The organism is Pseudomonas reidholzensis (assembly GCF_900536025.1).
Taxonomy (GTDB): Bacteria; Pseudomonadota; Gammaproteobacteria; order Pseudomonadales; family Pseudomonadaceae; genus Aquipseudomonas; species Aquipseudomonas reidholzensis.
In genome coordinates, this window is record NZ_UNOZ01000031.1 from 255,457 (window position 1) to 270,003 (window position 14,547).

The 14,547-nt window shown below is 62.3% G+C and carries 13 protein-coding genes; 4 read left to right on the plus strand and 9 right to left on the minus strand.

Features of this window, described 5'->3' with window-relative positions; genetic code table 11:
* Positions 1-284: 284 nt before the first annotated feature.
* Together CCOS865_RS23415 and CCOS865_RS23420 are read left to right on the plus strand one after the other, a co-directional pair.
* Positions 285-497: a cold-shock protein gene (locus CCOS865_RS23415; RefSeq protein WP_119145316.1), complete on the plus strand. Its 213-nt coding sequence runs from the start codon at positions 285-287 to the stop codon at positions 495-497.
* A 94-nt stretch (positions 498-591) separates the two neighbouring features.
* Positions 592-1,080 (plus strand): RDD family protein, encoded by a 489-nt coding sequence (locus CCOS865_RS23420; RefSeq protein WP_119145318.1) that lies wholly within the window; start codon positions 592-594, stop codon positions 1,078-1,080.
* 602 nt (positions 1,081-1,682) lie between these two features.
* Here CCOS865_RS23420 and CCOS865_RS23425 read toward each other — a convergent pair.
* The 5 genes from CCOS865_RS23425 to CCOS865_RS23445 all read right to left on the minus strand — a co-directional run bounded on the left by CCOS865_RS23425 (position 1,683) and on the right by CCOS865_RS23445 (position 7,263).
* Positions 1,683-2,639 (minus strand): helix-turn-helix transcriptional regulator, encoded by a 957-nt coding sequence (locus CCOS865_RS23425; protein ID WP_119145320.1) that lies wholly within the window; start codon positions 2,637-2,639, stop codon positions 1,683-1,685.
* Positions 2,640-2,903: 264 nt separating this feature from the next.
* Positions 2,904-3,959, minus strand: a complete 1,056-nt coding sequence (locus tag CCOS865_RS23430) for a GlxA family transcriptional regulator (protein WP_119145322.1) — start codon at positions 3,957-3,959, stop codon at positions 2,904-2,906.
* Between the two features lie 74 nt (positions 3,960-4,033).
* Positions 4,034-5,062: a glycine betaine/L-proline ABC transporter substrate-binding protein ProX gene (gene proX, locus CCOS865_RS23435; protein WP_119145324.1), complete on the minus strand. Its 1,029-nt coding sequence runs from the start codon at positions 5,060-5,062 to the stop codon at positions 4,034-4,036.
* 58 nt (positions 5,063-5,120) lie between these two features.
* Positions 5,121-6,071 (minus strand): glycine betaine/L-proline ABC transporter permease ProW, encoded by a 951-nt coding sequence (gene proW, locus CCOS865_RS23440; RefSeq protein ID WP_119145326.1) that lies wholly within the window; start codon positions 6,069-6,071, stop codon positions 5,121-5,123.
* Positions 6,072-6,102: 31 nt separating this feature from the next.
* Entirely contained in the window at positions 6,103-7,263 is a 1,161-nt protein-coding gene (locus CCOS865_RS23445) for a quaternary amine ABC transporter ATP-binding protein (RefSeq protein WP_119145328.1), read from the minus strand.
* Positions 7,264-7,662: 399 nt separating this feature from the next.
* Here CCOS865_RS23445 and CCOS865_RS23450 point away from each other — a divergent pair, with 399 nt between their 5' ends.
* Positions 7,663-8,643: a LysR family transcriptional regulator gene (locus tag CCOS865_RS23450; RefSeq protein ID WP_119145330.1), complete on the plus strand. Its 981-nt coding sequence runs from the start codon at positions 7,663-7,665 to the stop codon at positions 8,641-8,643.
* A 560-nt stretch (positions 8,644-9,203) separates the two neighbouring features.
* Complete coding sequence (gene galE, locus CCOS865_RS23455) at positions 9,204-10,166, plus strand: UDP-glucose 4-epimerase GalE (RefSeq protein ID WP_119145332.1); 963 nt, start codon at positions 9,204-9,206, stop codon at positions 10,164-10,166.
* Between the two features lie 35 nt (positions 10,167-10,201).
* Here galE and CCOS865_RS23460 read toward each other — a convergent pair whose 3' ends face one another.
* From CCOS865_RS23460 to CCOS865_RS23475, 4 genes are read right to left on the minus strand one after another with little or no spacing between them, the layout of a single operon-like run.
* Positions 10,202-11,011: a CpsD/CapB family tyrosine-protein kinase gene (locus CCOS865_RS23460; protein ID WP_119145334.1), complete on the minus strand. Its 810-nt coding sequence runs from the start codon at positions 11,009-11,011 to the stop codon at positions 10,202-10,204.
* Between the two features lie 11 nt (positions 11,012-11,022).
* Positions 11,023-12,588, minus strand: coding sequence for a GumC family protein (locus CCOS865_RS23465; protein ID WP_119145336.1), 1,566 nt, complete (start codon positions 12,586-12,588; stop codon positions 11,023-11,025).
* A 20-nt stretch (positions 12,589-12,608) separates the two neighbouring features.
* Positions 12,609-13,718 carry a hypothetical protein gene (locus tag CCOS865_RS23470; protein WP_119145338.1) on the minus strand — a complete coding sequence of 370 codons (1,110 nt, stop codon included), beginning with the start codon at positions 13,716-13,718 and terminating at the stop codon, positions 12,609-12,611.
* A gap of 26 nt (positions 13,719-13,744) precedes the next feature.
* The gene (locus CCOS865_RS23475) at positions 13,745-14,305 is read right to left on the minus strand and encodes a polysaccharide biosynthesis/export family protein (RefSeq protein WP_119145340.1); all 561 of its coding nucleotides are present in this window, start codon (positions 14,303-14,305) and stop codon (positions 13,745-13,747) included.
* Positions 14,306-14,547: the final 242 nt, after the last annotated feature.

Consider the following 14,547-nt stretch of genomic DNA (forward strand, 5'->3'; position numbering starts at 1 on the left):
GGCGCCAGCCCAGGCGCCATGCCGTCTGCAGCAATCTGTGCGGTGATCGGAAAAGGCGCCGAATGTGGCCATTTCCGGGGCTTGTTTTTCCCGCTGGAGTTGGCGTACATTCGGCTCACTGTGTTTGCATGGGTCGCAACAGTTCGTGACCTGGGCCGGTAGCCGCGGTCTGCTACAACCCGTTCGACGTCTCTTACTTTCCTGCAATCCAGCCCAGTACGTTTTCGCCTATTGGATGCGAAAGCAACGGTTATCAATTTTCAAGATTCATAGGAAACAAGACAATGGCTGAGCGTCAGAGCGGTACCGTCAAATGGTTCAACGACGAGAAAGGTTACGGTTTCATCACCCCAGAGAGCGGTGCTGACCTGTTCGTTCACTTCCGTGCCATCCAGGGCAACGGTTTCAAAAGCCTGAAAGAAGGCCAGAAGGTCACTTTCGTCGCGGTCCAGGGCCAGAAAGGCCTGCAGGCTGACGAAGTTCAGGCAGCCGACTGAGTTTTGAACAAAAAAACCCCTGCATTGATCTGCAGGGGCTTTTTTATGCCTGCAATTTCATAGAATGAGCCTTTGCCCTCTCGAGCAGGCCTGCATGTCCAAGCATTCTCTCAACCCCCAGGGTGATTTCCCGCCCGTTGGCCTGGGGCGCCGACTGGCGGCGATGTTCTATGACTTCCTGCTGTGCACGGCGCTGTTGATCGTCACGGCGCTGGCTTACAAGCTGATCCAGATGGCGATCATCGGCGAGGCACGCATGCGTGCGCTGACTGACGCCGGGGCGCTGGACGGTGACCCGCTGTTGTCGACGGTGCTGCTGTTCGTGCTGTTCGGTTTCTTCGCCAAGTTCTGGACCCATGGCGGGCAGACACTGGGCATGCAGGTGTGGGGCGTGCGGGTACAGAACGCGGACGGTAGTGCGATCAGCCTGTGGCAGGCGTTGTTGCGCTTTGTGGTGTCGATCGCGTCCTGGCTGTGCCTTGGGCTGGGCTTTATCTGGTCGCTGATCGACAAGCGCAAGCGCAGCTGGCATGACATCTATTCCGAGACGCAACTGGTGCGGGTGCCGAAGCAGAAGAAATAGTTTTATGACAGAGCGTCGGGATCGGGATCGAAGATTGTGGGCTTATCCAAGGCGCCTGGGCTGGCGTTATCTTCGATAGTGGCAATGGTGGTGGATATTCGGGCCTCATCGCGGGCAAGCCCGCTCCTACAAGGACCGCGCCGACCTGTAGGAGCGGGCTTGCCCGCGATGGCCGGAACTGCCAATGCAAATTCTGGCGCTGCCGCGCTGTACCGCCCTTATAAACCAGCGAGAGCGCAGCGATTCGCCAGCCGTCGCCCTGGCCCTTGATCTTGATCTTGATCTTGATCTGGCTTGTGATCTTGATCTACCGCGACTTCAGGAGGCCGAACGGAGGTCTTGCGGAGTGAGGTGACGGCCATGGATGGCCGGCAAGCGCCGCGGGCCAGGAAGGCCCGTCCGGCGCGGTCCTCACGGGAGCAAGACCGGAGTGAGGGAACCCGCAGCGCAGCGGAGGGCCGGATGCAGGAGCAAGCGGTTTTTGGTTACTTTTTTCCAAGAAAAAAAGTGACCCGCCGTAAGGGCGGAAGGGGCCAGTGGCCGCGCCACACCAAACGGATCAGTTCACCTAACCCGAAGCCCGAAGCCCGAAGCCCCACCCCTCACCCCCGCCCCCGCAACGTCTCCGAAGGCAACTCCCCAAACCGCTGCCGATAACTCTCAGCAAACCGCCCCAAATGCATGAACCCATAATCCATCGCCAACTCAGTCACACTGCGCACCGAACAACTCGGATCACTCAAGCACGCCTGCACCCGCTCCAGCTTCCTCTGCCGTACATACTGCTTGGGCGTCGTCCCCAGCTGCCGATCGAACAACCCATACAGCGACCGCACACTCATGCACGCCTGCTCCGCCAACGCCTCGGCCGGCAACTCCAGCTTCAGGTTGCGCTCGATATAGTCCAGGATCCGCTCAAGGCTGGCCCCCGGCGACGCCAGGCTCTCCCGGCGAACATTGGTGCTCATCAGCGTCAGCAGCTTGCTCGCGACGATCTGGCTGTAATGCCCCTGCACCCTCGCCAGCGAATCCCCCACCTCCGCCTCGTGGCAGACCATCGCCAGCAGGTTGACGAAGCCCTCCAGCTCCTCCAGCCGGTAATGGTTGCGCAAGAACCGCACCCCCTCGCTCGGCCGGCCCCAGCGCTGCTCATCACAGATCGACTCCAGCAGCCGCGTCGGCACCTTGAGGATGAACTTCTCACAGTCCTGCGAGTAGGTCAGGTCGACCGGATCGTCCGGGTTGATCAGCAACAACTCGCCCGGCACCAGGTGATGCTCGCGCTGCGGCCCCCGCCACAGGCAATTGCCGTTAAGCAGCACCTGCAGGTGATAGATGCTCTCCAGCGCCGGCGACGTGACCCGCACACTGCCGCCATAGCTGATCCGGCACAGGTCCAGTTCGGCGAACGTGCGGTGGTACAGGCTGGCCTGCGGATGGGTGGTGCGCGACAGGCCGATGCAGTGCTGGCCGACATGCCGGTTGACGTAATCGGAGACGGCATAAGGATCAGCGTGATGAAACACGCTGCTGCGCTCACTCAACAGGCGGCTTTCCATAGGCAAGGCACTCGGTCTGTTATTGTTCTGGGCGCCGCTTCCTACGGGGCACAAGGCCCGTGGTTGCGGTCGTTCACGGTCATTCTATCGGGCCGGTTGGCGGGTACGGCGGGCAGGTGACAACCGGTGGCCAGGCCACACACTAAGCAAAAAGACGCCGGTTGAGCAATCAGACTTGAGTAAAGCGCGGGCGGACAGCGGACAGCAGAGCGCACCCGCGCGTGCGATTATCGAACAGTTATTGACCGGAAACAGGCGGTTGGGTCAATGCACCGCCGATTCATGGCGCGCTGCCCAGCCCTGGCTGCGCGCGCGGAACTGCCGCGGCGCAATCGAAAACAACTCGCGAAAGCGCCGGTAAAAGTGCGGGAAGCTGACAAAGCCACTGGCCACCGCGACCTCGGTCAGCGACTTGCTGGTGTGCTGCAACAGCTGCCGGGCATGGGTCAGGCGCAGTTCCAGATAGTAGCGCGGTGGCGTCGCCTGCACATGACGGCGGAACAGACGCTCCAGATGACGACGTGACAGGCCCGCATGCACGGCGATCTCGTCGATGCCGATCGGGTCTTCGATATTGGCATGCATCAATTCCAGCGCCAGGCGCACGCCACGCGGCAAGCTCGGGTCGATGTCCGGCGCGGCGGCCGGCACCTGGCTCAACACCCGCGCACGGTCACAGGCGAGCATCTGCTCGACCGCACGTCGCAGGCCTTCGCCACCGCTGTGCTCGAGCAGGCCGAGCATCATGTCCAGGGCGCTACTCGCGCCCGCGCAGGTCATGCGTCGACGGTCCAGCACATGCGCCTGGCGGCTGACCCGCACCTGCGCGAACAGCTCGCTCATCATCGCCCGGCCATCCGGGTGGAACGCGCAGTCATGGTCGTTGAGCAGGCCGGCTTCGGCGAGAAAATAGGCGCCGTTCCACAGGCCGCCCAGCAGCGCGCCCTGCTGATCGGCTTGACGCAACCTGCTGCGCAACAGGGGCGCGCACTCCAGGCGCACGCGAAACCCGCCGCACACCAGCAACACGTCGAGGCCCTGCCCCTCCAGGTCGGCCAGTTGCGTGGTGACCGGCAAGGCGATACCCAGGTCGCTCATGACCTGGGCGCCCTCGCCCACCACCTCGATCTGAAACAGTGGCGTCGCGCTCATCAGGTTGGCGGTCACCAGTGTGTCCATGGCGGCGGTAAACGCCATCATGGAAAAGTGTTCACGCAGGACAAAGGCCACCCGCCGGCACGGCAACGACAGTACCGTGCGACCCGAGGGGTCGAGGTGGGCCAGGTTGGTGTTTTTCAGGACGCTTTCGAAATGACTCATTGGCTCAACTCACCAGCAGCCACAGCCCCGGTACAGGGCCCCGGCTGAGCGCCGGGGCGGGTGAAGAACAAACCTTACTTGCTCGCCTGGGTCGCCGCAGCGCGAGACGCCTGCAGCCACGCGTCGAACTGCTGACGGTGGGCGGCAACCCACTCCTTGGCGTGGCGCTTGATGTCAGCCGGCTTCTTCTCGCCCTGCTGCATCCTCAGGTTCTGCGCACTCTCGTCGGCCGTGGTGATCTGCATCAGCGAGAGGAACTTGGTGGCGGCCGGGTTTTCCTCGGCAAACTCCTTGTTCAACACCGCTTCGACCTTGTCCACGGCAAAGCCGAGGTTCTTGCCCTTGTACATCGTGTCGACGGTGTTGTTGCCGTCAGGCAGGTCGGTCTTCGGCACTTCCAGCCAGACCACGTCCTTGTCTTCCACCAGCACCGTAGCGATCCATTGCGGGACCCAGGTGAAGTAGAGGATCGGCTTGCCTTCCTTGTAGCGGGTGATGGTGTCGGCCATCAGCGCGAAGTACGAGCCCTGGTCGACGTGCACGCTCTTGTCCAGGTCATAGGCTTTCATGTGGTGGGCGATCACCAGTTCGCAGCCCCAGCCCGGGTTGCAGCCGGTGAGGTTGGCCTTGCCATCGCCGTCAGTGTCGAACAGCTTGGCGATCTCGGGCTTTTTCAGGTCGGTGATGTACTTGATGTTGTGCGCTTCGGCGGTCTTCTTGTCGATCAGGTAGCCCTGCAGCACACCGGGCATGATGTCGCCGGCCTTGACCATCACGTCGTCACCCCCGGCCTGCTGGTAGAACTTGTCGTGCAGCTTGTCCCACAGGTGTACGGTGAAGTCGGCGTCACCGTTGGCCAGGGCGACCATCATCACCCCGTACTCGGTCTCCTTCGGCTCCTGGACCTTGTAGCCCAGCTCGCTCAGGCCTTCCATGGCGACTTCGCCACGGAAGCGCTCTTCAGCGATGGAGGGGAAGATCGGCGTGACCTTGACGCCTTCGCCGGGTTTGTCGGCCGAGGCGTTCGCGCACATCGCGGCGACCACCAGGGACAGCGCGCTGGCGCACTGGAGGATGCTGCGGGAGAACTTGGATTCGTACATCGTCGCGTACCTTCTTGTGGTTTTTGTCTTCAAGTGCGGCAGTTCGAATACGTCAGTTTCAGGCGGTCTTGCGCCGCTCTGGGTGCCTTGCGCCAAACACCCGCAGGACTACGCCCACGGGCCCTGTGTGGAACCAGCGCACGCTCGGGTCGGCGTTGGTGCGGGCGCCCATGGCCTGGGTCAGGCGGTCGAGGAAGATCGCCAGCAACACCAGGCCCATGCCGCCGACCGTGGCCAGGCCCATGTCCAGCCGGCCGATGCCGCGCAGGACCATCTGGCCCAGGCCGCCGACAGAAATCATCGACGCGATCACCACCATCGACAGCGACAGCATCAGGGTCTGGTTGAGGCCGGCCATGATGGTCGAGGTGGCCAGCGGCAATTGCACCCGGGTGAGCATCTGCCGCGGCGTGCAGCCAAAGGCGCGGGCGGCTTCGATCTTGTCTTCCGGCACCTGACGGATGCCCAGGTTGGTCAGGCGCACCAGCGGTGGCAGGGCAAACACGATGGTCACCAGCACACCCGGCACGTTGCCGATGCCGAACAGCATCACCACCGGCACCAGGTAGACGAACGCCGGCAGGGTCTGCATGGCGTCCAGCACCGGCCGGACGATCTGCTCCAGGCGGTTGCTGCGGGCACACAGGATGCCCAGCGGGATGCCGATCACCGCACAGAAGAACACCGAGGTCAGCACCAGGGCCAGGGTGGTCATCGACTCCGACCAGACCCCGATCAGACCGAGCAAGGTCAGCGTGACGAAGCACAGCAGCGCCATGCGCTTGCCGGCCAGCTGCCAACCGAGCAGCGACGAGAGGAGGATGCCGATGCTCGGCGGGATGCTCTGCAGGATGAATTCGATGCCGTTGAGCACCTGGTCGATCGGCCAGCGAATGGCCCGGAACACATCACGAAAATTGTGCACGAGGAAATTAAGGGTGGCTTCCACCCATTCGCCCAGGGGAATGGTGGCGGACTGGAACGGGTCGAGAAGACTGAAATCGGACATCGTGGCTTACCTCGGCAAGGGTCGCGGACGCTTAGTGGCGGCTCAGGGTCTGCAGCAGCTGGTTCTTCGACAGGGTGCCTTTGAAGGCGCCATCGCGGTCCAGCACCGGCACCGGGTACGGCAACGTGGCGGCGATGTCGAGTACCTCGTGCAGCGGGGTGTCGAGGTACACCGGTCGCCGTTCGTGGAGGCTGTAGCGGTCCGTCGTGGCGGCGCCGCTGGGGTCGGTGTCGACCACGCCGAGCAGGTGCCCGTGATCGTCGACCAGGTAGCCGAACGGCACCCCGGCCTGGAAGCTTGGCGCCTTGCCGTTGACCCGGCAGACCACCAGCGGGTCGAACTCGGCGACATCGCCGGCCTTGAGGATTCGCGAGCTGTCGAAGCCCTTGAAGAAGGTGCGCACGTAGTCGTTGGCCGGCTGGTTGATCAGCTCTTGCGGGGTGCCGATCTGCACCACGCGGCCGCCCTCCATGATCGCGATGCGATGGCCGATGCGGATGGCTTCTTCGATGTCGTGTGAGATGAAGATGATGGTGCGTTGCTGTTCGGCCTGCAGGCGGATCAGCTCACCCTGCATTTCGCTGCGGATCAGCGGGTCGAGGGCGGAGAACGCTTCGTCCATCAACAGGATGGTCGGGTCGTTGGCCAGCGCCCGGGCCAGGCCGACGCGCTGCTGCATGCCGCCGGACAGTTGATGCGGGTAGCTGTGCTCGTGACCGGCCAGGCCCACCTGGCTGAGCGCTTCACGGGCGCGGCTGTTGCGCTCCTGCTCGCCGACGCCGGCGATTTCCAGGCCAAAGGCGGTGTTCTGCAAGACGCTCATGTGCGGCATCAGGGCAAAGGACTGGAACACCATGCCCATTTCCTTGCGGCGCACGTCGAGCAGGGCCTTGTCGGACAGACCGGTGATTTCACGGCCGTTGAGGTGGATGCTGCCGGAGGTGGGTTCGATCAGGCGGTTGAACAGCCGCACCATGGTCGACTTGCCCGAGCCGGACAGGCCCATGATGACGAAGATCTCGCCACGCTTGACGGAGAAGCTTGCATCGAACACGCCGACGACGTGACCGGTCTTGCTGAAGATTTCATTCTTGTCGGCGCCCTTGCGGAGCATTTCCATGGCCAGGTCCGGGTTGGGACCAAACACCTTGAAAATGTTTTTCACCGAGAGAATTTCATCGGCATGGCTCATAACGACCCTCTTTATTATCTTTATAACCAATTTCAAACTTCGCCCCGCCGCGCCGTGAGGCGCTGGATGGCAGTGCGAGTACGCTTGGCAGTCGTTCAAATCCGAACGTGGAGTCAAACCGGCACGCAGAAAATCCTGCTTTGGAAAAATATCGACATCAATTGCATCAATGCCGCGCCGTTGCTTTAACGTTAGGCTTCAGTAGGTAAAGGGTCCAACGACATTTGTACGGCGCAAACCATTACCTGGGGTTATCAATCGCCCTGCGGGCTGCCTGTTACGGCCCTTTCGCGGTCAACCCGCGCCTCTTCGGGCCCGCCGTGGGTTTACCAGCCACTGGCGCTACCGCTACAGTGCCGCGACCTGCCCCGGTATCACCAAGGATCCGCCACCCCGACCATGGTCAAACACACCGAACCCGATCAGACCCTGATCAAGATGCCCTCGCTGCGCGCGGTCAAGGTCTTCGTCGCGGCCGCCAAGTACCAGAACTTCACCCGCGCCGCCGAGGCCCTGTGCGTGACCCAGGCGGCGGTCAGCCGGCAGGTGCGCGAGCTGGAGGCGCACCTTGGCGCCGAACTGTTCACCCGCGTCGGGCGGGCGGTCGAGCTGACCGTGGCCGGTTCGATCTTCTTCGATGCGGTGCAGTTGTCGTTCGTCAACATTTCCCAGGCCGCCGAGCGGATCCGCAGCAACACCGGGACCAAGCAGGTGGTCACGCTGTGCTGCTCGCCGGCGTTCGCCAACCTCTGGCTGGGCCCGCGCCTGCCGAAGTTCTTCGGTGATAACCCGGACATCGACATCAACCTGATCACCACGCAGAACTTCCTGTCGATGGAGCCTGGGGTACGGCCGGACATCTTCATCACCAAGCTGGGCAAGATCCACGAGGGCTACCATTGCCTGCCGCTGAACCACGATGTGGTGTACCCGATCTGCTCGCCGCAGTACCTTGAGCAACACCCTGAACTGCGCACGCTGGAGAGCATCCGCGATGGCGCCCTGCTCAACCTCACGCCCTACGGGCGCTCGCAGGTGGCCGAGCATGTCGACTGGGACGTCTGGCTGGCCTTTCACAACATCGACCTGAAAAGCCGTGCCAGCCAGGCGCCGCACTTCTTCAACGCCAACGACTACAACCTGCTGGTGCAACTGGCCCAGGACCACCAGGGGGTGGCGCTCGGCTGGCATCTGCTGGTCGGGCCGATGGTCGAGCGCGGGCTGCTGGTGCGGCCGGTGCCGCATGAGCTGGTGCTCAAGGACACCTTCCACTACCTGGCGTTCAGCGAAGACAAGGAGCAAGACGCCAGTTGCCGGCGGGTGCGGGACTGGTTGCTGGAGCAATACGCGGTGCCTGCGACGGTGGCTGTGGGCACATAACGGCAGATCATGGGAAAACCGGAGAGGCGACAATTATTATCCTGGCACTAAGGGGTAGCTCAACCTGAGGGCGATTTTTCCGAACTTTGTAGGTTCTTCTAATTGATCGTTCTTAGGCCAAGCCCTTTCAAGGTTTTTTGCATTGATCTGGATTTGTCTTTGGCTTGAGCTCGCTGGGGCCGCTGCGCGCCCCTTTCGCGACACAAGGCCGCTCCCACGGGATGGCGTGTTGCCCAAGTTTTGTTCAATACGCGAAATTTACTGCCCGGCGCCGTCCATGTAGGAGCGGCCTTGTGTCGCGAAAGGGCTGCGCAGCGGCCCCGGCGAGCTCGCGACAAGCGCAATTTCAGAACACCTTGAAAAGGCTGGCTCTTAGGGCAGGCTCCTCGTGCCTGCCGTTCCTTGAAATAGCCTATTTCGCCATCTACCCTCTCAAGTGATCCGTAGTGCCCGCCGCTGCCCACCCCTTATCGACCTAGCCGTTTACACCTTTTTTTCAAGGACCGATGCGCAGGCGCACGCCGCTGCGCCTGCACAACAACAGATTCCAGGAGACGTGGATGAAGTGTCTAGTTGTCGGTGGCGCAGGTTACATAGGCTCTCACATGGTCAAGCACCTGGTGCGCGCAGGTCACCAGGTACTGGTGGCGGACACTGCCGCGGCGCGTCCCGGTATCCCCTGGGTCGGCCTGGACATTGCCGATGCGCCCACGCTGGACGCACTGTTTGCCGAATATCGGTTCGATGCGGTGTTCCACTTCGCCTCGTTCATCCAGGTGGGCGAGTCTGTCGCTGACCCTGCCAAGTACTACCAGAACAACGTCGCGGCGACCCTGACACTGCTCCAGGCCATGGTCCGCGCCGGGATCCAGACGTTGATATTTTCTTCCACCGCCGCGGTGTATGGCGATCCGCAGCGGGTGCCGATCGACGAAGATCACCCCAAGTCACCGATCAATCCCTATGGCCGGAGCAAATGGATGGTCGAGCAGATCCTCCAGGACTTCGACCGTGCCTACGGCCTGAATTCCGTGTGCCTGCGCTACTTCAACGCGGCCGGCGCAGACCCTGAAGGTCTGTTGGGCGAGCGCCATGAGCCGGAGACCCACCTGATCCCGCTGATCCTGCAGGCGGCTGCCGGCCGCCGTGAGGCGGTCACCGTGTTCGGCCGCGATTACCCAACGCCGGACGGCACCTGCATTCGCGACTACGTGCATGTCACCGACCTGGTGTCGGCCCATGCCCTGGCGGTGGACTATCTCATGGCCGGGGGCGCCAGCACCGCTTGCAACCTGGGCAACGGCCAGGGCTTTTCAGTGCAGCAGGTGATCGATACCGCGCGGCAGGTAACAGGCCGGGAGATCAGCATCAGCGAAGCGCCACGCCGCGCCGGTGACCCGCCCAGGCTGGTGGCCGATGCCAGCAAGGCCAAGGCATTGCTCGGCTGGCAGGCGCAATTCGCCTCGCTCGAGCAGATCGTCAGCCACGCCTGGAACTGGGAACGGCAATACCCCTGGCATTGAGTGCCAAGGGTCTGCCGTCGCCAGGCAAGCAGCGTTCAGTAGTAAGAGCGGGTCTTCTGCTCGGCCTTGTTCAACACGGCACCGATCAGGTTGGCGGTTGCCAGGTGGTACAGGCAGTCCTCGATGTCCTTCTTGTTGTTCATCCCGTTGGCCACCACCAGCAGCACACAGTCGAACTTGGGCAGGATGGTGATGGCGTCGTCTGAGCTGAGCAACGGCGGCAGGTCGAAGATGCAGATGCGCGAATCGTAGCGCTCACGCAGGTCATGGATCAGGTTGCTGACCTTGGGCGATGAGAGCATCTCGGTCGACAGCGGGATCGGTTCACGGGTCGGCAGCACGACGAAGCGCGGCAGCGTCGGGTTGACCAGCACCTCTTCCAGCCCGGCCTGGTTACTGAGCAGCTCGTTCAACGACTTGTCCATCGGCAGGCCCAGGCTGCTGCCAACCCGCGGCCGGCGCAAGTCGAAGTCCACCAGCAAGGCGGTCTTGGTGGTGTGATGGGCGATACTCATGGCCAGGTTGATCGCCAGCACGGTCTTGCCCGCTTCGGGCGTTGGCGAGGTGATCGCCAGCGTGCGCCAGCCGTTTTCTTCCATGGTCTGCAAGACCTGGGTGCGCAACAGGTCGAACGCCCAGCTCATGTTCGAGTTCTTGTTGTAGGCGACGATGCGATTACGCTCCAGGTGTTCTGCGCGCAGTGGCACCACCTTGGTATTGATGTAATCGAACTGCCCCAGCGCTTGCGCGTGCTCCACGGTAGGCCCGGCGTGTGCCGGGTCTTGCCCACCGGGGGTAACGGGATGAAGGTTCTTACCAATGATTGCCGGCGTACGTCTGTCCATCGCTGCTTTCCCTATTCAAACCGAGCCATAGCTTTAAATAGCAGAAGGTCCAAAGGCATATAGAACACGTGGACGATCACTAACATGATAGCCATCACCAGCACGCCGGCAATCACCAGCAGAATGCGCCAGCGTTTGCGCCGGGCCAGCTCCGCCTGGGTGGCAATGAACGGCACCGCGACCAGCACCCGGCGGCCGAGCACACTCTCCAGGGCACCGACCCCGCGCACCCGCTGATTGAGCATCTCCAGCAGCATCACCAGCGCCCCGCCACCGGCCGGCGCCAGCACCAGGCCCAGCGCGGCGATCTTCTTGCGGTTGGGCTTGACCGGTTTTTCCGGCATCAGCGGCGGTTCCAGCAGCACGAAGCGCTCGGCCTTGTTTTCCTGCTCGAGGCTTTCGGTAATTTTCGCGCCCATTTCCTTGGCGCGGATCTCTTCGTACTTCTTGCGGGCGTTGTCGTGGTCACGCATCAAGGTAACCAGGCCACGCTCGACCTGAGGCGCCTCGAGAATCTCCGCCTCGTAGCCTTCCATCTTTTTCACCAGATCGCGCTTCTGATCGGCCAGCGAGACGATGCGCGTTTGCGCGGCGCCGATCTTGGTCCGCGCGCGGGCGACCTCGAGGCTGTCGGTAGACAAGGCTTTGCCCCGCCCACCGCTGGCTTCGAGCGCCTCGATCTTGCGTTTGATCGCAACCACATCGGGGTGCGCGGCGGTGTACTTGCTCAGCAACCGGGTGTATTCGGCCTTGAGACTCGGCAGGTCTTGCGGCTGCTCGGTCGAGCCAGCGCGTTGGCTGTCGGGCTTGATGCTCATGCCGGCGCTGGCCGCCGACAGCTCCAGTTCCAGGTAGCGCAGCTCTTCCTGCGCGCTCTTGTAGTCGCGGTCTACCTCCCTGTATTCCAGCTCCGCGCGCGACAACATGCTCATGCGCAGCGCCTGGTTTTCCGGCAAGGCATTGGCATGCGACTGTTTGAAGTCGGCCAGCTGGTTTTCCAGGCTGGCCAGCTCGGCGCCGAGCTTGTTGGCTTCCTGGGTGAGAAACTCGGTGGTTTCACTGGCGCGTTCGGTGCGCTGCTTCATGTTTTCATTGAGAAACAGCGTGACCAGTTCGGTGGCGACTTCCTTGGCCACTTCCGGGCGCCGGTGTTCGAACGAGACACTGAAGGCCACCGTAGTTTCGCCACGGCCCTTGACGAAGGTGCTGAGGGTGTTGACCACGATCGCATTGCGCATCTGGTCGATCTTGTCGGACTCGCTGAGCTGGCGGCCCTTGTCGGTAAACAGGCTGTACTTGTCGATGATCCGCAGCAGGTTTTCGCGGGTCATGACCCGTTGCCGGATGACTTCGATACGTTCATCGGCAAAGCTGTTGTTGTTCGCCGACACCAGCTCCGGGGAAATCTGCTGTGACTCCACCAGGATGGTCCCGGTCGACTGGTACAGCGCCGGGACACTCATCGCCACGGCCACCGTCACTGCCAGGATAACCGCCATGGTCACCCCCAGCAGCAGCGCGCGGTCTTTGATGATGGCGATGTAATCCTTCAAGGACAGCTCGTATTCAGACTTCATGGAGGCCACCAATCCGAGGTTCAGAGGTCGGGAAATCTATAGGTCAGGGTCAATCCGATGATCGTACCCACCGCATCTGGCAAGCCGTCTTGCTGGCGCTCCTTGTACATCAACGATAGGCGCACATCGCAAAAAGGCGAAAGATCTCGGCGGGCCCAGACGCCGTAGGTCTGCAAGGTATTGGGGGTTTGCCCTTTACTGTCCTGCCAGGCGGCTTCGACGCCAACCCGGGTCAGCTCGTCGACCGCGTAACTCCACGTGCCGCGCACCGAGTCGATTTCGGCAAAACCACCCTCGGCGCTGGCCACCGTGGTGCGCTCGGCGTTCACCGTGGCATCGGCGCGTTCCCCGGTGTAGCGCAGTGACAGCCCGCCTTCGCCGCGCCGCCCGGCATCCGAGACCTGGTTGACGCCAATGTGCGCAGTGCCCGAAAGCGCCTCGGAGAACTGATACGTGACGCCCACGCCCGGGGTGTAACTGTTGGACGCCGACGTGAAGTCGTCATCGACCGGCTCGTAGCGGCGTGCCGTGAAGTCGGTAAACACCTGGGTACGCTCACTCCAGGCGTAGGTCAGGGTGACGACCGTGGCCAGTTCTTCGTAGCCGGTCAGCGTATCGATGTCATAGCGTGCCCGGTTGTAGGTGGTTTCGTTAGCCAGCGTAGTCCGATCGCTCAGCGCGCTGCGCCAGTTTCCCGCCAGGGTGTAGAGCTTCTGTGTGCCATCGGTGGTCACCACGCCGGTCTCCTGCACGGCGCCGGTCAGGGTCGAGCTCTCGTTGTACCTGGCCAGCAGGCCAAATTCGCCGGTTTCGGTCTGCCGTTGCCAGCCCAGGCTGAGGGTGGGGTCTTCGCGGTCGGAGACAATGTCGGTGTCGGATGAGCGCAGCACATGCAGGCCCAGGCCGAACCGCAGCTGGTCGCGACCAAAGGTGCCGACCAGTGTGTAGTCCGGGGCGATGATCGTGCGTACCACGCCCTTCTCGTCCGAGGTCAGCAGCAACGGGTTGCTGTCGTACTCGACCGTGGTCGGTACCTCGACCGATGACAGCCAGATGGCCGCCTGGGCCGCACCCGGGTACGGCAAGATCAAGATTGCCGTGGCAACACCAGTGGTACGAAGCAGGGGCACGATCGGTCGGAAAACGTCAGGCGAGATCAAGGTACGACCAGCGTGTCGCCGGCCTGCAGAAGGATATTGGTGGACATGTCACGCCCTGAGACCAAATCCTTGTAGCGCACAGGCAGGATGGTTTGGGTGCCGCCCTTGTTGCGGATCACCTTGATCTCGCCTTCGTCGGCGAACTTGTCGAGCCCACCGGACATGCTCAGTGCCTGCAGCACCGCCGTGGGGCCGGCCATCTGCACCGGGCCCGGCTTGATCACCTTGCCCTGCACATAGACCAGGTTGCCGCCGATGCTGACCACCACGACGCTGACTTTGGGTTCGGAGATGTACTTCTCGAGTTTGCTGGCGATCTTCTGCTCGACGGCCGTGACATCAAGCCCGGCAACGTTGTCGATGCGCCCCGCCAGGGGGACGGTGATACTGCCGTCAGGCAGCACCGTGGCATCTTGGCGCAAGCTCTCTTCCTGCCAGACCGAAACCGCCAATACATCGCCGGAATTGAGCAAGTAAGCCGCGCTTCTTTCATCGGCATTGCTGGCAGCAGACCCCATCACCAGCACGCAGACCACAGAACACATCAAACGCACCATGAGGGTCCCTCCGGCATCTAGCCGCGCTAAGAGCACTGAATGAGAACAGCAGACAACCTCTCGCTCACTGCGCAGCCCTGACACCTGCTGCGCTGGCCTCGATGATCCTGGAGGCCGGTAGCCACTGGAATATAGCAACGCATCGGGAATTAACAAGCGGCGTCAGGCCCGAACGTGCTTATACGATTATCCAGCGCCAATTTGCTGTCGTGCCGGCGGGCCGTACAGCAACTTTCCAGTAC